Source organism: Lancefieldella parvula (genome assembly GCF_963547875.1).
Classification (GTDB): Bacteria; Actinomycetota; Coriobacteriia; order Coriobacteriales; family Atopobiaceae; genus Lancefieldella; species Lancefieldella parvula_D.
The window spans coordinates 53,983-72,451 of sequence record NZ_CAUUSI010000003.1; the positions used below are offsets into that span (position 1 = coordinate 53,983).

Consider the following 18,469-nt stretch of genomic DNA (forward strand, 5'->3'; position numbering starts at 1 on the left):
TTTACGGCACTGCCTACTTTACAGATGAAATTTTTATGGCAACGTGAAACAATATAGTCAAACGTTTTAGTCAACCGGACGACCGGAGGTGATTGCGTGAGAGGTGTTCGTCTTCGTCTGGAAGAGTATCGCAAGAATGCTAGTTCAGCTGAACGTGATATTGTCGACTATATTCTGTCTGATCCAGAGGCAGCAGTTGGTCAGTCAATCCATAAACTAGCAGCTCAAACGTATACGTCTGCGTCAACGGTTGTCAGGCTTTGCAAAAAGCTTGGCTGCGGTGGCTATAAAGAGTTCCAGCAGGCGCTTATTTACGAGCTGGCAGTCAGCAACAAAAGCAACGATATTGCTGTCGGCGGCGTTATCGCAGGTGACACCACTGATGTGATCATCGAAAAAGTTACCGCAAAGAACATTTCTTCGCTGGAGCTTACCAGGCAATTGCTTGACGCTCAGGTTGTTGACTCAGTTGTTTCACTCATGATGCAGGCCCATTCCATCTGCCTCTTTGGCATGGGAGCTTCGCTGCTGGTTGCAAGAGATTTGCAGCTCAAGCTTATGCGTCTCAACATCAACTGCAATTTGAGTGACGATTACCACTCTCAGATGCTTTACGCCAAAAACATGGGGCGAGAAGATCTTGCAATTGTCATCAGCTACTCTGGCCTTACGCGAGAAGCCATTGAGTGTGCCTGGATTGCAAAAGCAAATGGTGCCAAGGTGGTTTCCATCACCCGAGGCGGCATTGATTCAGAGCTCATCCACCGCTCCGACTTTGTTTTGGGCGTTGCAGAGACTGAGCACATTATGAGAAGCGGCGCCATGTCTTCAAGAATTGCCCAGCTCAACGTTGTAGATGCGCTCTTTGCAGCCTATGTAAATAGAAATTACGAGAAGAGCGTTAAGCGTTTCTCGACAAACTATATTGGCAAGCTGGATTCGGCTGAGCGTGTAGCCACGTTGTCATCTGATCAAGATTTGCCTGGTATAGCCAACGACGTAATTGCGTAAAAATCACAACACAGAAGGTGAAAACGTGATTGATTTAACAAAGCTTGTCACCGAGACTAGAAACCCCAACACCATGGACCTGGATCAGATGACCCCGCTTGAGCTGGTCAGCGTTATGAACCAGGAAGATCTCAACGTAGTAGCCGGCGTAAAAGAGGTACTTCCGCAGGTAGCTCAGGCTATTGAGTGGGCAGTTTCCTCGCTTGAGGCTGGCGGCAGAATCGTCTACTTTGGTGCAGGAACTTCTGGTCGCCTGGGCGTTTTGGACGCGGTTGAGTGTCCGCCTACCTTTGGTGTTTCTCCCGACGTGGTTGTTGGTCTTATCGCCGGTGGCGAGAAGGCCTTTGTACGCGCAGTTGAGGGCGCAGAGGACTCTCTTGAGCTTTGCGAAGAGGAGTTCAAGAAGATTGGCCTGAACAAGAACGACATTGCTATTGGAATTGCAGCTAGTGGTCGTACTCCTTACGTTATTGGTGGACTGCGCTACGCTCGTTCTTTGGGCTGCAAGACCGTTGCTATTGCCTGCAATAAGGGTTCTGAAGTGGGCAAAGAGGCAGAGCTTGCCATTGAGCCTTCTTGTGGACCTGAGGTGCTCACAGGCTCCACGCGTCTTAAGTCCGGTACCGCTCAGAAGATGATTCTGAACATGATTTCTACCGGTTCTATGGTTGGTGTGGGCAAGGCGTATCAAAACCTCATGGTTGACGTGCAGCAGACCAATAAGAAACTGGTAGTTCGCGCGCAGAACATCACCATGGCAGCAACTGGTTGCACCCGTGAAGAGGCAGCTCAGGCTCTTGAGCAGGCTGATGGTAATGCAAAGCTTGCTATTGTCATGCTGCTGACTCAGATGCCTGTTGAAGAGGCAAAAGCTAAGCTTGAGGCAGCCCATGGCCATGTCAGAGGTGCACTGTAGTAATCGCAGTTGTAACAAATGACACACGCGTAAGCATTTTGTTTCAGTTACATCGGTCAGTGGTATCAGCACGACGCGCAAGTGGTCGGCAAGTTTTGAAAAACGCTCAGTTTACCTGCAGTAACAGGGCGCTCAAATTAGGTCAAAACATGAAACAATGAACCACAGGTATGGATTGTTGTACCGATAAGTTCATTTTTTATGTATTCTTGATAGGTATTTGTTGCAACATCGCAACGAGAGAAAGAAGGAAAGTATGGATTACACCAAGCTTTCAGAACAGATTCTTGCTGCCGTCGGTGGCAAAGAAAATGTTCAGAGCAACATGGTCTGCATGACCAGGCTCCGCATTAAGACCGCAGATCCTTCAAAGGTTGACTCCGAGGCCATCAAGGCTATCGACGGTGTCATGGGCCTGGTCGAGGATGCAGAGTACCTTGAGGTTGTTCTTGGTCCTGGCGTTGTCAACAAGGTTATTGTTGAGTTCTCCAAGCTCACCGGCGTAGCTGCTGGCGATGCATCTGAGGACGACGTTGTTTCCGCAGCTAAGGACAACAAGGCAGCTCAGAAGGCTAAGTACGAGAACAAGCCTGTTCAGCGCTTCCTCAAGAAGATTGCAAACATCTTTGTTCCACTGCTTCCTGGCATCATTTCTGCAGGTCTGATCAACGGTATCATCAACGTTATCAACTTCTCCACTGGTAAGGCTTTTGCTAACGAGTGGTGGTTCGCAGCTATCTGGACCATGGGCTGGGCACTTTTTGCTTACCTGCCAATTCTCGCTGGCGAGAACGCTGCCAAGGAGTTTGGTGGTTCTCGCGTTCTTGGTGCTATGGCTGGTGCACTCTCCATTGCTAACGCTGGTATGCCTCTTCTCGCTTCCAAGACTGTTGATGGCGTTGCAACTCGTTTGGTTCACCTTCCATTCAGCCTCCCAACTGTTGCTTTCAAGGAGGGCGCATTTATCGTCGCTTCCTCTGACCTGTTCAACGCAGCAGCAGGCGGCATGATTGGTGCAATCATCTGCGCAATCTTCTTCGCATTCCTGGAGAAGAACCTGCACAAGGTTATGCCAAGCGTTCTTGACACCTTCCTGACTCCACTTTGCACCGTTATTATCGGTGTTATTGGTTCTGTCCTGATTCTTCAGCCTGCAGGCGCATGGCTCACTCAGGCAATCTTCTTTGTCCTTCAGTTCTTCTATGACAAGCTTGGCGTCTTTGGTGCTTATCTGCTTGGTTCTACCTTCCTGCCATTGGTTTCCGTTGGTCTTCACCAGGCACTTACCCCAATCCACGTTATGCTTAACAACCCAGAGGGCCCAACTCAGGGCATCAACTACCTGCTTCCTCTCCTGATGATGGCAGGCGGCGGCCAGGTTGGTGCTGGTCTTGCAATCCTCTTCAAGACCAAGAACAAGCGCGTCAAGAAGTACCTCACCGAGTCCATCCCAGTTGGTATGCTCGGCATTGGCGAGCCTCTGATGTACGCAGTTACCCTGCCTCTTGGTAAGCCATTCATCACCGCATGCCTTGGCTCCGGTATTGGCTCCGTTGTTGCGTACCTCTTCCACCTTGGTACCGTTTCCCAGGGCGTCTCCGGCCTCTTTGGTCTGCTGATTGTCCAGCCTGGTAACCAGGTCTTCTACCTGCTTGCAATGCTTCTTGCTTACGCTGCAGGCTTTGCACTTACGTGGTTCTTCGGTGTTGACGAGGATCGTATTAACGACGTCTTCGGCGAGTAAAAACCACACGTTTTAGAAACGTTTATCCCTCTTCTTAGGTATCCTAGGAAGAGGGATTTTTTCTCGCCGGACTACACGATTTGCTGACCAACTGACGAGAAACCCGTCTTTTAGAAAGCGTTTTGCAATTGCTTGGAGGATTTATGCGCACCGGAATTTCACTGTATTTTGCCAGCGGATACGAGGCTAATGCTGAGGTTGTGGCAAAAGCGCAGGCAGCCGGATGCCACTATGCATTCACTTCTCTACAGATTCCCGAGGAAGAGGGGATTGATTATCGCACTGAGGCTCGACGACTTTTGGAGCTGTGCAAAAAGGCTGAGATCAACCTCATTGCCGACGTTTCTCCTGCAACTCTTACCAAACTTGGCGTTCAGAAGTTTGACGAACTTGCTGAGCTTGGCATTACGTACGTACGTCTTGACTTTGGATTTGACGCAGCAGAGACCGTTGAGCTTTCTCGCAAGTTCCATGTGGTCTTTAACGCCTCGACCATCACCAAGGACGACATCTTCGCGTGGCGAGCTGCTGGTGCCGACTTTACTCGCTTTGCCGCCTGTCACAATTACTATCCCAAGAGCTACACGGGCCTTTCGCTTGAGCGTGTCGCGCAGATTAATGCACGCCTTTCAGCGCTTGGATTCCAGATTTTCTCGTTTGTTCCTGGCGAGGTTTTCCGCGGACCTCTCTACGAGGGACTACCAACTGTCGAGGAACATCGTGGGCTTTCTGGTGATGCACTTATTCAGGCAATGCTTGCGCTTTACGATGCAGGCTCTGACGTGGTCCTTATTGGCGACCCAGATGTTACTGAGGCTACGTGGAAGCGTATCGGCCAGCTTGAGCGAAACTGCATCGAGCTAAAAGCCGAGTTAAAACCTGATTTTGAGTATCTGTATGATCGCTTGCAGACCGATCGACCTGATTCCAGCTCGTACATTATCCGTTCACAGGAGTCCAGACTCTGGAAAGATGCTCCAGTGTACGACGCGAAGCCTTCTACCTGGGAAACTGTTGCTATTGGCGCCATTTTGGTGAGCAGTAAAGCATATGGTCGCTATGCAGGGGAACTTTCGATTGCTCGAGGCCTGTTGGAGCTTGATGCTCGCGATAACGTTGCAGGAAACATCTGCGAAGAAGACCAAGCATTCTTGCCGTACATCCACTCTGGCCGCGGCTTTGTGTTTATCCGCAGGTAATTAGCCGTTTTCTGCATGTTGAGCTGCTCGTGCGAGCGTGCCATATGCGCCGTGGTTACGCGGCGTCAAGTATGGCACGCCAGAGCGCGTTGGTCGCACGGGGTGCACGAGGCGCACGCGGGCGCTCGAGGTGCACGAGGTGCACGAGGACACCTCGACGTGCATAAAGACTGCCTAATATTCACAAAAACTAATCAAAAAATTGATATGTCATTTAGAGGGTACTGTTTTGGGTAAAAAACCCGTTTAGTTGGAAATAAATTTTTGATTTTATCATTTTGGCATTTACGTTTAAGCAGTTCAGAAATAATGTGAATGCACATGAAAAATTCGTCCAATTAAAAGAGCTGGTAAAACGCTTGCATAGAAGTTTGTCAATCCTGTATACCCCAACTAAACGCATTTTTTACCACTTCGCACTGAAATGGGCCATTTTTGGATCAGAGAAAGTCATTTCGCACCAAAAAGGCCAGTTGGCGCCAAAATGGCATGCGACCAAACTATGTGCAACCGTGTTTCGCACGAACAATAAGCTTCCTAAATAGCAAAGACTTTCCCACTCAACAAAGAATTGCCTGCTAAACAGACTACCTCCCATTTCCTCGGTGTCGGGAAATAGGAGGCAGCTTAAAAGGTAATGACACTTACAGCCTTTACAACCTGACGATAACATCCTCGGCTGGCTGGCGACGCTTCTGGACAGGATCCATATCACGATAGCCCAGGCTAAGCATGCAGGAAACGCCAAAGTCGTTGTACTGGCCGCCGTCGAGAAGACCCTCTTCTTCCAAAATCTTATCGACAGCCTCGCGGTTGAAGCCCTCGATTGGACAGCTATCAACACCAATCATAGCGGCCATAGTGAGCATGTTCGAAAGCGCAATGTAGGTCTGCTTGCAAGCCCAGTCAAAGGTGGCGCGTTCGTTACCTACCAGGTTAAACATGTTCTCCTGGAAGTTTTTGAAAGCAGCCGCATAGGTTGGTTCAAAGTCTGCAGGAAGCTGCTTGATGTCGTGCATCATGTGCTTGACGTAAGCAGACTCTGCATTGACGTTCTTGCGAGCAAGAAGAATAACCAGGTAGTGAGCGCCGTTAAGGGATGCGCGAGCACCATAGCATGGCTCGTAAAGTTTCTCTTTAAGGCGAAGTGACTGCTCAGAGGCCTGATCCTCTCGCAGATTAACAACCAGGAAGCGCCAAGGCTCTAGACCGTAAGAGCTTGGTGCCAAACGACCAGCCTCAAGGATTACCTCAAGGTCCTCGTCAGAGACGTTCTTGGTAGGGTCGTACTTTTTAGTTGCAAGTCTCCACTGGTAGGACGAGAGAACTTTGTTTGCAACGTGTTGTGCGGAACAGGCCATACGTGGTCCTTTCTTGTTGGTGGTGCTCTGGTGAGCTGGAGGTACGCTGTTGGACGGCGGTGAGCTGGGAGGTGCGGTGAGCTGGGCGTGTCGTCTAGGAATGCGCCGCTCGGGAACATGACGTTTGTGAGCTGGGAGGCGCTACGCGCGGAAGCGCTACTCAGAAACAATAAAGCGACCAGGCTGTCCAAGCTCCCACGTACCCTTAAGGTCGGCAGCAAGCTCAAAATGCAGCTTGGAAATACCCAGGTCATAGTCTTGGATGAGGTGGCGCTGGTTAGGCATAGATGCGCTTACCACTCCATCTGTCAGGTCAAATACAACTGGCAGCTTGTTGATGGCGGTTGGACATGCCAAAACCGCATCAATGCCGCGGTTAAACCACTCGGGCATCTGCTCTGGCTCAGTTGGAGCGCCGTTTGCCGTCATGATCTGCGCAGGCTTCTTAGTACGCAGGCGAATCGCGGTGCGAATACCCTCCTGCTTAAGCGGAATCTTCTCCGGAGCGTATCCGAGAGAAATAATAATGCCCAGCTTAAGACCGTTGTACTCGTCGCGAGCCAGGGTCTTCCAGTCCATGGTCTCGGCAATCCAGCATGAACCAATGCCCAGCTGGGTGGCGAGAAGAACAATCTTCTCGCCATAGTAGCCGATGAGTTCACGGGCAATTGCGTCTTCACAATAACCTGCTACGTAGTGGTAAATGGGACCGACAATAGACCTGTTCTTCATGTGGACGGAGGTGCCATCCTCGAGGTGAGGACCTTCAATGGTAAGGATTGCGGGGTGATCGGGTGCAACCTCTGCCATCTGGGCATTTGCGACGTCAATGGCTTCCTGGAGCTGAGAAAGTTTCTCTTGCTCAATAGGCTTTTGGTCGTAGGCGCGAAGGGAAATGCGCTGGTCCATGGCTTCTTTTACGTCCATCGTGGTCCTTCCTGGAGCAAGGTTAGAGCAAAGAGCCAAATCGCTTAACGTAGAGGCTCTTGATTATGGTGATAAGAACCATATACCCGCTCATGAGAGCCACTAACCACCCAAAGAATGACAAAGGCAGAGCAACAAGGCTCAAAGGCTGGGCAAACATCGGCAGATACGGAAGAGCGCTGACCACAATGATTCCTGCGGTTGTGAGAGCAAACAGCGAGGTAGAAGGCATGCTCTGAACAAACGGAATCTTGTTGGTTCTGAGCGCGTGGAGAACAAAGGTCTGGGTCCACATGGATTCGATGAACCAGCCTGTCTGGAAAGACAGAATAAAGAGCGCTTGAGCTGCGGTATTTCCGGCTGCGGTAAGTTCTGCCCAGGTTCCTCCAGCAAGCGCAGGGGAGACCACAAAGAACATAAGCGCAAAGGTCAGTACATCAAAGATTGAACTGACTGGTCCAATCCAAAGCATAAAGTTTGTAATCGAATGAGCGTCCCAAGAGCGAGGGCTTGAAAGGAACGAATCGTCAACGTTGTCCCACGGAATTGCGATGCAGGTAACGGTGTATGCGAGTCCCAAAAGGAGCAGTTGGAGGGCACTCATAGGCAAGAACGGCAGGAAAAAGCTGGCCACCAAAACGGACAGCACGTTACCAAAGTTGGAGCTTGCGGTTGCTTTGATGTATTTGATGGTGTTGCCGTAGGTTCTGCGACCTTCTTCGACACCGTGCTCAAGTACCAGCAGATCTTTTTGCAGCAAGATGATGTCTGCGGACTCTTTTGCCACGTCAACGGCAGTATCGACGGAGATTCCTACGTCGGAAGAGCGCATAGCGGCCGCGTCGTTAATGCCGTCGCCCATGAAGCCGACTACGTGGTTGTTGGACCTGAGTGCAGAGACAACACGAGCCTTTTGCATAGGGGAAAGCTTTGCAAAGAGCTGGGTCTTCTCGACACGCTCTTTGAGCTGCTCGTCGTTGAGATTCTCTACGTCGCTACCAAGCAAAAGCTCGTCGACGTGGATGCCCACCTTTTTGCAGACGGCCGCGGCAACGCCTTCGTTGTCGCCGGTAAGTACCTTGACCTGCACGCCTCTCTGGTTGAGCTTGGCAATTGCCTCGCGAGCGCTCTCTTTTGGTGGATCCAAGAAGGCCAGGTAGCCAATAAGCACCATGTCGCGCTCATCGTCTACGCCAAACTCGCCGACGCCACGAGGGTCGCTCTTCTGAGCAACGCCAACCACGCGCATACCCTCCTGATTGAGCTGGTAGACGCGGTCCATAACGCTCTTGCGCTGGGCGGGAGTCAGCGGCTTAATCTCAGAGTCCAGGTCAACAAAGGAGCATGCGTTCAGGACTTCCTCGACGGCGCCTTTGGTGATCATCTGCGTCTTGTCAGTTTTTGTGTTTCTGACCACAACGCTCATGCGGCGACGCTCAAAGTCAAACGGGACCTCATCGATTTTCTCGTACTCAATGCTCAGCAGGTTGGTGGGCAGTTCGTCGTTGGAAGTCTTGATGATTGCATTGTCAATGAGGTTGCGAAGTCCCGTTTGGAAATAGCTGTTCAGATATGCGTGACGGAGCACGCGAGGATCCTCTTCACCCAGAATGTTGAGGTGGCGCTCAAGTACAACCTCATCAGCGGTGATGGTACCAGTTTTGTCGGTGCACAGGATGTCCATGGCGCCCAGGTTTTGGATTGCGGCCGGATTCTTAACAATAACGTCCTGCTTAGCCATTTGCGTTCCACCGCGAGAAAGGCAAGTGGTCACAATAACAGGCAGCATCTGAGGGGTAATGCCAACGGCAACAGAGACGCTGAAGAGCAGCGCGTCAAACCAGTCACCCTTGAGGAATCCGTTTGCAAAGAACACGATGGGGCACATGATCAGCATGAACGAGACAAGCACCTTGGAGACGGACTTGAGACCCTCATCAAAGCTGGTCTCGCCAGCAGGCTGCTGGAGCAGCTCAGACATAGTGCCCACGTAGGATTTGTTGCCGGTTGCAACTACCACTACCGTTGCGCTTCCTGACTGAACCGTAGTGCCCGCGAACAGCAGATTTGTGCACTCAGAGAGCGAGAGGGGATAGCGCGTTCCGTCCGCACGACGGCGAGCGTGTACTACACCAGCGGTTTTCTCGACAGGCTCTGATTCTCCGGTGAGCGCGGTTTCGTTGACAAAGAGGTCCTTGGCGTCCAGAACGCGGCAGTCTGCAGGAATCATGTCTCCCGAGGCAAGGCGGATGATGTCGCCAATAACTACCTGTTCAAAGGGTATTTCTTCTCCCAGCGCGGAAGCAAGTTTTGGCTCTTCTGGAGCTTCGGGCTCGTCGGCGGTGTCTTCGGCTTCATCGGCAGCTTCATCTGCGGCGTATTCATCCTCGAAGTCCTTGGCGGCATTTACAGTGGCATCCGATCCCTGGTTGAAGCCTTGGTCAGCGACCTGGTCGGTGCCCTGGTCGACGCCCGTGTCGTCAAAGTCGATGGGACGACGGATAACCCTTGTGGTTGAGGTCACCATCTTGGAGAGCGCGGCCGCTGCCGATGCTCCCTTGGAGCTCTGGACAAAGTCGATAATGCCGGAGATAAGCACCATTGCGGTGATGATGACAACGGTTGACGGGTCCTTCTCGCCATCTGCGGCAAGGGCCACGTTAGTGACGTAAGAAATACCTGCGAGCGCAATCAAAATGAAGGTGAAGGGGCTAGCAAAGCTTTTGAGCAAGCGGATGATGAAGGGCTCTTCGGCGGCGCTGGTGATAACGTTTGGGCCGTCGAGGTCGTATTTTGCCTGCGCAATATCAAGGGCAAGGCCGTCCGGGGTGGTATGGAACTTTCGACAGACGCTCTTTACCGAGTGAGTTGCGGCAAAGGTCAAGGACTGTCCAAGCTCTCCCGAAGTGGTTTGGGCTGTCTTTGTTTGGGCTGCCTTTGTTTGGGTTGTGCGCTTCATGATTGCCATGTGCACCTCCGATGATTAGTGGAAACGAATGACTAACTGGTTGGTGTATGACGCAAACTGAAAGCGTTCTGTTATGTGTGGGACTTGAAACCGGATGATCCGAAACTGGGCACATAGATTCATATATCTACAGGATTGCTCTATAAACCTGCAAATTTATATCCCTATAGGCTTGCGGTACAGTAAAAATTAAAACTTTTGAATAAGAGGTTTCTTTATATCCGTCACACATAAATGAACAGGGTCAGCATCTGCTGTCAGACGTAAGCTGCTACTTCGACTAGGCATATAAAGCACCTCCTTATATTGGAGTTCTGCAGGGGACGTCCAGTGAAGCCGGAATCCCGTAAAGGACGGACGTCACGTCTATTCAGACATCTCTAAGAGTAGTTGGGTTGACGCGATTGGTCAAGCTATTACTATATACCCTATAAACAGGACATTTTTCAGTTGAACTGTCGAGAAGAACGTCGAGCGGCAACGTCGAGCGCGGTACTCTTGCTAAGAAGGAGCATCACATGGGCAAAGTGATTGTATTTGGAAGCCTGAACATGGACGTCTCCATCGAGGCAGACAAGATGCCTCAGCAGGGTGAGACCATCGGCGGCAAAAATCTTGTCACCAGCCCAGGTGGAAAAGGCGCTAATCAGGCTGTTGCCGCAGCTCGAATGGGTGCAGATGTTCACATGATTGGTGCTGTCGGTGCCGACTCGTTCGGACAAGATCTCAAGCAGTCGCTTATTGGCTACGGAGTCAATGCAGAGCAGGTAGATGAGCTGTCTGGAGTCTCCACTGGTGTTGCTGTGATCGTGCGCGTTGGCGGCGATAACCGTATTATTTTGGACCACGGAGCCAATCACGCACGCACCGCCGACGACGTGAAAGCGGTGCTTGATCGCATTGCGGAGCCAGGTGACGTGTTCTTGACGCAGTTTGAGTGCGAGTTGTCGACCACGTTTGAGCTTATCAGGCACGCGCATGAGCTGGGGCTCTATACGATGGTGAACCCATCGCCATCAGCTACCATGACCACCGGTCTTCTCGCCAGCGTGGACTTGCTCTGCCTGAACGAGATTGAGTTTGCGGACCTGTTTGGCGAGGGCAAGATTAGTCCGCTGGCAGAGCCCGAGGCTGCGGTGCAAAAGGTGCTTGAAAGCGGCGTGGCAACTGCGGTGTTGACGCTGGGGTCCAAGGGTTCGATTGCTGCCGACGCACACGGCGTTTACCAGCAGGAATGCTATCGTGTGGATACCGTGGACACTACCTGCGCGGGAGACACGTTCATGGGCACACTCGCCGCGTTCCAGGCATCGGGGCAGCTGGAGGGTCACGACATCAAGCAGGCGCTCGACGTAGCCGCGAAGGCCGCAGCGCTCGCTACTACTAAGGTTGGCGCTCAGCAATCAATTCCAACGTATCATCAGGTAGTTGAGTTTTAGGTTAAAATTACCGTGATTGTTGCTTCATAATTCGCAGCCCAAACGCAGTCCACACGTAGCTCAAACGTACAAAGGAGACTTATGACAACGCTTTCAACTAAGACGCGCGTCATCATTGACACCGATCCAGGCATCGACGACGCCATTGCGCTGGGATTTGCTCTGGCCGCAAAGGCGCTGGATATCAAGCTTATTACTACCGTCAGCGGAAATGTTGGCATCGAGAACGTCACCAATAACACTCTTAAACTGCTCAAATTCTGGAATCAGCACGTGCCTGTTGCGCGTGGTGCTGCCGAACCTCTGCTCAGAAAACCGATGGACGCAAGTGACGTTCATGGCGCTTCGGGCATGAGGGGTTACGAGTTCGATGGCATTCAGCCAGACTGTCTTCTTGAAGAAACCGCACTTGAGGCACAGCGTCGCGTCATTATGGAAGGCGCTTCTGCTGGCGAGAAAACTACGCTGTTGACGCTTGGTCCTCTGACCAATATTGCGCTGCTGCTGAAAGCATACCCACAGGTAAAGGAGCATATCGACCGCATTGTCATGATGGGTGGTGCCCTGACCCGCGGAAACCTTGGCGTCATGTCCGAGTTCAACGTGGGCGTTGATCCCGAGGCGGCAAAGATTGTCTTTGCATCCGGCGTTCACGTGGCCATGGTTGGCCTTGAGGTGGGCGACGCTGCTCGCGTGATGCCCGAGGACATCAAGAACATCCAGAACTCCGGCAAGAGTGGAGACATGCTGGTCAAGCTGCTGCTCAACTATCGCGTCCACTACCAGGAGGAGGGCTTCAGCATGTACGATCCAACGGCTGTAGCTTACCTGCTGGCGCCTCAGATGTTTGAGACCAAGGATGTGTTTGTGGACGTTGAGTGCGCCGGTGGCTTAACCGCTGGCTGCACCGTTGTTGACCTGGCCGGATACCTTGGCGAGAAACCCAATGCAACCGTATGCGTTGGCGTCGACCAAAAGGCATTCCGTACTTGGTTTGTTCACCAGATCCAAAAGTGCAACGTCCTCGACGGCTCTGCCCTTGCAGTTGAAGGCGTGCTGTTGGATTAAGGCAACCTCCGCAAAACTCACAAGAAAAAAGCCTCTTCTCGCCATTGAGAAGAGGTTTTGTTGTGCGTAAAAGTGCTGGTAAATGGACCTTCTCGCTAAATTCCACGCCAGATATTAGAGCTCTTTGTAGACAGGGAACCACTTGAGTGCGTCAACTGCTTCTTTTGCATTGGCAATTGGCTCGCGGTTCAGGCCCTGCTTGATTGCTTCCTCTGCAACGCCAACAGCAATACGCTCGGAGAACTCGGTAATCTTGGAGACTGGAGGAAGAATTGCAGCTCCAGGCTTTGTGGTGTCGACGATTCCACCAAGCGAGTGAGCTGCCAGAGAAATCATCTGGTCTGTGAGCAGGCGAGCCTTTGATGCAAGAACACCCAAGCCAAGGCCAGGGTAGATGAGAGCGTTGTTGGCCTGGCCAATCTGGTAGGTTACGCCGCCAAGCTCCACGTCATCGGATGGAACGCCGCAGGCTACAAGCGCGCGACCATCGGTCCAGGTCAGCAGGTCTTGGGCGGTTGCCTCCGCAAGCTTAGTTGGGTTGGATAGAGGGAAGACCATTGGACGCTCACAATGAGCTGCCATTTCGCGGATAATCTCCTTGGTGAAGGCACCGTGAACGGTAGAGGTACCAACCATGATTGTTGGGTGGACCGTCTTTACAACGGCAGCCAGGTTGGTGAGCTCATCAGCGTTTGCAAACTCAGAACGCTTACGAGCAAAAGGCTTCTGCTGTGGAGTGAGGTTGTCCATATCGTCGAAGAGCAGACCCTGGCGATCTACCAGGTAGAAGCGCTTGCGAGCCTCCTCGCGATCCATTCCCTGGTCCACAAACTCCTGCAGCACACGCTCAGCAATACCGCAACCAGCAGTCCCTGCGCCAAAGCAGAGATATACCTGGTCGACGAGTTTCTCGCCAGAAATGTTGAGGCCACCGAGGATGCCTGCGAGGGTGACGATGCCGGTGCCTTCGACATCGTCGTTGAAGACAGGGTAGGTGTTCTTGTATCGGTCCAGGATTGCTGCAGCATGCGAGCGGCCGAAGTCCTCGAAGTGCAAGTAGAGGTTAGGGAAGAGCTTCTCGACGGTGGTCACAAAGTTGTCAATGAAGGCGTTGTAGCGGTCCTCGTCGACGCGCTTGTGGCGCTCGCCCAGGTACAGTGGGTCATCGAGCAACTCCTGGCGGTTGGTACCAGCATCAATAACAATAGGCATAATGCGATTAGGGTCAACACCAGCTGCGGCAGTGTAGACCATGAGCTTACCGACGGAAATCTCAACGCCGTTAGTACCCCAGTCGCCGATGCCCAAAATGGCTTCTGCGTCGGTAACAACAATCAGGTCAATGTCTCTACCAGCGGCTGCGTTCTTCAGCGAGGTCTCAAGGTCCTCAGGACGATCGGCGGACAGGAAGCATGCGTACTGCGAGTCAACGTATCGCTGGGAGTACTGCTCAATGTCAGGTGCGATGGTTGGATCGTAGACGATAGGCATGAACTCTTCGACATGCTTTGAGAACAGGTTATAGAACAACGTACGGTTTTCGGAGAAAAGCCTCATCAGGTAGTGACGCTTAGTCTCGAGGTCAGGGTACTGTTGGAAGAGTACGTATGCCTGCTCTGCCTGCTCCTCAATGGTTTGGATGTTAGGAGGAAGAAGGCCTACCAGGCCATATTTCTGGCGCTCCTCCTGCGTAAAAGCGGTTCCCTTGTTCAAAAACGGATCATTCAGTAGTTCAAAACCTGTCTTCATAGCAACTCCCAAGTGCATTGTATTCCCAGGTACATTGACTGATGCGTAGCGCGTTTAAGCGTGCGGCATTAATGGCGCTCTCGTAGCTTTTCAGAAATAACAATAATCATTTCACGTTATGTTTTCTTGGGAAATTGAGGAATTTACTTCTCGGCAAAGGTAAACGGGTCAGAAATTGCGGTACAAAGCCGTACCGGGGCGGTACAAATCACAGCCAACTGCGGTTTTATTGAGCGCTCGGGGTGCAAGTGGTAAAAAATGCGTTTAGTTGGAATATACAGTGGCGACTGATTTTTATGCACGCCATTTACCTGCGGTTTTTCGTTGGACAAAAATAGTGAAATCTGGACACTTTTTGCTACCTGCACAAACGCAAGTCAATAATTTCCGTGATTGCGATTTGACTTCCAACTAAACGGATTTTTTACCCAAAAGAGGGGTCTAATTTTGGTGAGTCAAATTGTTGATACAAAACTCCGCATAAATAAGGTGGAATATGCAATTTTCTCGGGTGATTGGATGTCGCTCGGTCAATTGGATAGTGGTCGGCCCTCAAAGCGACGTTATTTCACTACAACAGCACCTCCAGGAAGCGCAATATCCGCATCAGTTGCAATTAAGAGATTGTTGCCTGGTGTTTTAGGAGTATCAGGCCACTCGGGCACATACGCGACGTGCGCAAACTCGTGCGCAAACACGTCTGCGACCTGCGAAAGCAGCGCAGATCCACGGCCTTCTAGTGGACAGCGAACATCGGCCAGATATACTCCGCCAGCTGCAAGTTTTTCTTTAACCACTTGCGCGCCAGCCGCTGTTCCCAGAGGTCCAAGCGACTTCCGACCAGCAAACACTTCGTTTACCAGCACGTCAATGCTGCCGGCTTCTGCGTCTTGCAACACCCTCCAAGCATCATCTTCGATAACACGCAGCTCGCTTGAAGCCGCAGCTTGAGCTTCGTCCAAAAAGAAATGCTCGCGCGCAAGCGAAACAATCTTTGGATCAATCTCAATCGCCTCAATGGTAGCGCCTCTCATGCGCGTGGCCAGGTACTTTGGCAGCGAGAAACCTCCGCCGCCCAGAATCACAACGCGACCCTGCGGAGCCACCTGCTGGATAAGCTGCGCCATCATGCGGTGATAGTGAATGCAAAGTTCAAAGCGCAGCTCAGACGCAATATAGCTCACGGACTGGAACGTACCGTTAACGTTGAGCAACCTGATGGGCGTACCGTCGGCGTCCTCGGAGTCAAAAATCATCGTGAGGCCAAATTTTGTACGCGTCACAAAAACGCCTCGAGCGCGCAGAATTAACAGAAATAGCTGGTAAATGCCAATAACGGCAAGCCCCGCTACGGTCGACCAGATAAAAAATGTCCAAAAATCATGTAAGACCATGTTAATTCCTTGTTAGTAAGGTTTCCCTCGGTTATACTAGCCGATACGGCGTTTTTTCTGAACGCTTTTACAGGAAAAGATTTTCTGGGGGTTTATATGATTTTAGGACTTGGTATTCCTGAGCTTCTGATTATTGTTGTCATTGTTATGGTCCTCTTTGGACCTAAGAACCTTCCAAAGCTCGGCAAGGCTGTCGGCGAGACCGTCAAGAGCGTTCGCGAGGGCATGGAGTCTGAGACCAAGGAAGAAGCCAAGGAGCCAGAGGCTGAGGTTGTTGAGGACGAAGAGTCCAAAAAGGCTGAGTAGCCCCATCTCACGCGTATAGACCGACTGACCCATCAACAGAAAGAACACGATGGACACTACTAAAGAGATTGTACTTACCCCAGAAGGCCGTCAGAAGCTTGTCGATGAGCTGGCTTATCGTGAGGGCGAGAAACACGACGAGATTGTTGAGCGCATCAAAGAGGCCCGTGGTTTTGGTGACCTTTCTGAGAACTCCGAGTATGACGCTGCAAAAGAAGAGCAGTCTCACAACGAGTCTCGTATCAACGAGATTCGTCAGATTCTCTCTGTCGCAAAGGTTGTCGAGGGCGGCAGCAAGCGCAATGTCACCGTTGCAATCGGCACAACCGTCGAGCTTGCTGATGCAAAAGGCAAGACAACTAAATATGTAATTGTTGGTACTACTGAGACTAACTCCCTTGAGCACAAGATCTCTAACGAGTCCCCAGCTGGCGAGGCTCTTATTGGTCATAAGAAGGGCGACGAGGTTGAGTTCACCACGCCAAACGGCAAGGTGAAGAAGTACACCATTACCTCTATTACTCGCTAGACTGGCACAAAAGATTTTGGTCGCCCCGTGTCCGTCTGGCGCGGGGCGTTTTTACGTGGAGGATACATGTCCGAAGTAGAGAACAACATCGCTGGTAGCTCGGCCGCCGCTGACGCAACCGCCGCCGAGAACGTCGACGCAACCGAGGCCGCCCCAGAGGCTTCCATCAACGACGAGCGCGCCCAGCGCAAAGCCCGTCGCCAGGCACTGCTTGACGCCGGCGTTGACCCATATCCAATCAAGTCCACCGTTACCGCTCACGTCGCTGAGCTGGAGGAGCGCTACGCTGACCTCGAGGATGGCCAGACTGGCGAGGAAGTCTATTCCGTCGCCGGCCGCGTCCGCGCCATCCGCAATCAGGGCAAGATCGCGTTTGTCGTGGTAGAGGACTACACCGGCCAGATTCAGCTTTTCTGCCGCATCAACAACCTTGACGAGAAGAACTGGGAGCTCCTGGGTCTTCTCGACCTTGGCGACATCATCGGCGCAACTGGCGCTATTATGCGTACGCGCCGCGGCCAGCTTTCCCTGGCAGTAACCTCGCTGGAGGTCCTCTCCAAGTCGCTGCGTCCTCTACCTGAAAAGTTCCACGGCCTCACCGACCGCGAGGTTCGTTATCGCCAGCGCTACGTTGACCTTATCATGAACCCCGAGGTACGTGACGTGTTCCGCAAGCGCTCCCAAATCATCTCCATCATCCGCCAGTTCATGGAGGCGGACGGCTATATGGAGGTTGAGACTCCCGTTCTTCAGGAGATCCTTGGCGGCGCAAATGCAAAGCCATTTATCACGCACTACAACGCTCTGAACACCGAGAACTACCTGCGCATTGCAACCGAGCTTCCACTGAAGCGCCTGCTTGTTGGCGGTCTTGAGCGCGTCTACGAGCTTGGTCGTCAGTTCAGAAACGAGGGCACCGACCTCACGCATAACCCTGAGTTCACCTCTATGGAGGCATACGCCGCCTACTCTGACCTGGCCGGTATGCGCGAGCTTTCCCAGAACCTCTTCCAGGAGATTGCCCGCAAGGCTTGCGGCTGCGAGGAGGGCCACGAGGTCATCACCTACCAGGGCACCGAGGTTGACCTCTCCGGCAACTGGCGCGTTGCGTCCCTGGCAGAGATTGCGTCCGAGGTCACCGGCGAGGAGCTCTCCATTGACACTCCTGTCGAGAAACTCCGTGCAGTCCTGGACCGCTATGAGATTGAGTGGAATCCAGAGTGGCAGGCCGGCAAGCTGTTGTTTGAGATCTACGACGAGCTTGGCGAGAAGAGCATCGTAAACCCAACCTTTGTCTGCGATTATCCTGCAGAGGTTTCTCCGCTCACCAAGCGCAAGGCAGACGACCCTCGTCTGACCGACCGCTTTGAGCTCATTATCTGCGGCGCAGAGTACGCAAACGCATACTCCGAGCTCAACGACCCCGTTGACCAGGAGGAGCGCTTTGCTGCCCAGATGGAGGCTAAGCGTCAGGGTGACGAGGAGGCCATGGAGTACGATTACGACTTCATCCGCGCACTTGAGTACGGTATGCCACCAGCGGGCGGCATCGGCTACGGCATCGACCGCATGATTATGCTCTTCTGCGATCAGCCTTCTATTCGCGATGTCCTTCTCTTCCCACAGCTCAAGCCTGAGAAGCGCTAAGAGCTTGGAAGCTTAGCTGCCTCAGCGCAGTACATAAACACATCGGCCCGGTATCCGCTCGTTGCAGGTACCGGGCTTTTTGTGTGCAGCGAAGCCGCGGAGTTTGCGACAGCGCGGGTTTCTCGCCAGGCGTTTATGTGGTTCGTACGGAGGAGAAAAATCCAACGCGAGTCGTATGTTTGCAGAGCCTTCTGTTGGGTATAAATCAGAA

The 18,469-nt window shown here is 52.2% G+C and carries 14 protein-coding genes; 9 read left to right on the plus strand and 5 right to left on the minus strand.

The window, feature by feature from the left end; genetic code table 11:
- The first annotated feature begins 96 nt into the window (after positions 1–96).
- From RWJ96_RS02345 to RWJ96_RS02360, 4 genes are all read left to right on the plus strand, one after another.
- On the plus strand, positions 97–1,011 hold the full coding sequence (locus tag RWJ96_RS02345; protein WP_314018750.1) for a MurR/RpiR family transcriptional regulator: 915 nt from the start codon (positions 97–99) through the stop codon (positions 1,009–1,011).
- A 25-nt stretch (positions 1,012–1,036) separates the two neighbouring features.
- Complete coding sequence (gene murQ, locus RWJ96_RS02350) at positions 1,037–1,927, plus strand: N-acetylmuramic acid 6-phosphate etherase (RefSeq protein ID WP_314018751.1); 891 nt, start codon at positions 1,037–1,039, stop codon at positions 1,925–1,927.
- 256 nt (positions 1,928–2,183) lie between these two features.
- Complete coding sequence (locus RWJ96_RS02355) at positions 2,184–3,671, plus strand: PTS transporter subunit EIIC (RefSeq protein WP_314018752.1); 1,488 nt, start codon at positions 2,184–2,186, stop codon at positions 3,669–3,671.
- 143 nt (positions 3,672–3,814) lie between these two features.
- The gene (locus tag RWJ96_RS02360) at positions 3,815–4,870 is read left to right on the plus strand and encodes a MupG family TIM beta-alpha barrel fold protein (protein ID WP_314018753.1); all 1,056 of its coding nucleotides are present in this window, start codon (positions 3,815–3,817) and stop codon (positions 4,868–4,870) included.
- 653 nt (positions 4,871–5,523) lie between these two features.
- Here the strand turns inward: RWJ96_RS02360 and RWJ96_RS02365 are convergent.
- The 3 genes from RWJ96_RS02365 to mgtA all read right to left on the minus strand — a co-directional run bounded on the left by RWJ96_RS02365 (position 5,524) and on the right by mgtA (position 10,126).
- On the minus strand, positions 5,524–6,231 hold the full coding sequence (locus RWJ96_RS02365) for an NAD(P)H-dependent oxidoreductase (protein WP_314018755.1): 708 nt from the start codon (positions 6,229–6,231) through the stop codon (positions 5,524–5,526).
- 156 nt (positions 6,232–6,387) lie between these two features.
- On the minus strand, positions 6,388–7,158 hold the full coding sequence (locus tag RWJ96_RS02370; protein ID WP_314018756.1) for a nitroreductase family protein: 771 nt from the start codon (positions 7,156–7,158) through the stop codon (positions 6,388–6,390).
- A 22-nt stretch (positions 7,159–7,180) separates the two neighbouring features.
- Complete coding sequence (gene mgtA, locus RWJ96_RS02375; RefSeq protein WP_314018758.1) at positions 7,181–10,126, minus strand: magnesium-translocating P-type ATPase; 2,946 nt, start codon at positions 10,124–10,126, stop codon at positions 7,181–7,183.
- Between the two features lie 518 nt (positions 10,127–10,644).
- On the opposite strand from mgtA, the gene RWJ96_RS02380 reads away from it, so the two are divergent.
- Positions 10,645–11,565: a ribokinase gene (locus RWJ96_RS02380; protein WP_314018760.1), complete on the plus strand. Its 921-nt coding sequence runs from the start codon at positions 10,645–10,647 to the stop codon at positions 11,563–11,565.
- 81 nt (positions 11,566–11,646) lie between these two features.
- A complete protein-coding gene (gene rihC / locus RWJ96_RS02385) occupies positions 11,647–12,633 on the plus strand; it encodes a ribonucleoside hydrolase RihC (protein WP_314018762.1) in 987 nt (328 codons plus the stop codon).
- A gap of 114 nt (positions 12,634–12,747) precedes the next feature.
- On the opposite strand, the gene RWJ96_RS02390 is transcribed toward rihC, so the two are convergent.
- Together RWJ96_RS02390 and RWJ96_RS02395 are read right to left on the minus strand one after the other, a co-directional pair.
- Positions 12,748–14,382 carry a malolactic enzyme gene (locus RWJ96_RS02390; RefSeq protein ID WP_314018764.1) on the minus strand — a complete coding sequence of 545 codons (1,635 nt, stop codon included), beginning with the start codon at positions 14,380–14,382 and terminating at the stop codon, positions 12,748–12,750.
- A gap of 563 nt (positions 14,383–14,945) precedes the next feature.
- Positions 14,946–15,665: a fused MFS/spermidine synthase gene (locus RWJ96_RS02395; protein WP_314018766.1), complete on the minus strand. Its 720-nt coding sequence runs from the start codon at positions 15,663–15,665 to the stop codon at positions 14,946–14,948.
- 207 nt (positions 15,666–15,872) lie between these two features.
- Here RWJ96_RS02395 and tatA point away from each other — a divergent pair, with 207 nt between their 5' ends.
- From tatA to lysS, 3 genes are all read left to right on the plus strand, one after another.
- Positions 15,873–16,082 carry a twin-arginine translocase TatA/TatE family subunit gene (gene tatA, locus RWJ96_RS02400; RefSeq protein ID WP_035435828.1) on the plus strand — a complete coding sequence of 70 codons (210 nt, stop codon included), beginning with the start codon at positions 15,873–15,875 and terminating at the stop codon, positions 16,080–16,082.
- A gap of 49 nt (positions 16,083–16,131) precedes the next feature.
- Positions 16,132–16,611: a transcription elongation factor GreA gene (gene greA / locus RWJ96_RS02405; protein ID WP_035426995.1), complete on the plus strand. Its 480-nt coding sequence runs from the start codon at positions 16,132–16,134 to the stop codon at positions 16,609–16,611.
- A gap of 66 nt (positions 16,612–16,677) precedes the next feature.
- Complete coding sequence (lysS, locus tag RWJ96_RS02410; RefSeq protein WP_314018768.1) at positions 16,678–18,258, plus strand: lysine--tRNA ligase; 1,581 nt, start codon at positions 16,678–16,680, stop codon at positions 18,256–18,258.
- The last annotated feature ends 211 nt before the right edge of the window (positions 18,259–18,469 follow it).

Coding starts and splice junctions, on each gene's coding strand:
- tatA (WP_035435828.1), top strand. CDS start 15,873: ATGATTTTAGGACTTGGTATTCCTGAGCTTCTGATTATTGTTGTCATT.
- rihC (WP_314018762.1), top strand. CDS start 11,647: ATGACAACGCTTTCAACTAAGACGCGCGTCATCATTGACACCGATCCA.
- RWJ96_RS02370 (WP_314018756.1), bottom strand. CDS start 7,158: ATGGACGTAAAAGAAGCCATGGACCAGCGCATTTCCCTTCGCGCCTAC.
- RWJ96_RS02390 (WP_314018764.1), bottom strand. CDS start 14,382: ATGAAGACAGGTTTTGAACTACTGAATGATCCGTTTTTGAACAAGGGA.
- RWJ96_RS02355 (WP_314018752.1), top strand. CDS start 2,184: ATGGATTACACCAAGCTTTCAGAACAGATTCTTGCTGCCGTCGGTGGC.
- mgtA (WP_314018758.1), bottom strand. CDS start 10,126: ATGGCAATCATGAAGCGCACAACCCAAACAAAGGCAGCCCAAACAAAG.
- RWJ96_RS02360 (WP_314018753.1), top strand. CDS start 3,815: ATGCGCACCGGAATTTCACTGTATTTTGCCAGCGGATACGAGGCTAAT.
- RWJ96_RS02380 (WP_314018760.1), top strand. CDS start 10,645: ATGGGCAAAGTGATTGTATTTGGAAGCCTGAACATGGACGTCTCCATC.
- greA (WP_035426995.1), top strand. CDS start 16,132: ATGGACACTACTAAAGAGATTGTACTTACCCCAGAAGGCCGTCAGAAG.
- lysS (WP_314018768.1), top strand. CDS start 16,678: ATGTCCGAAGTAGAGAACAACATCGCTGGTAGCTCGGCCGCCGCTGAC.
- RWJ96_RS02365 (WP_314018755.1), bottom strand. CDS start 6,231: ATGGCCTGTTCCGCACAACACGTTGCAAACAAAGTTCTCTCGTCCTAC.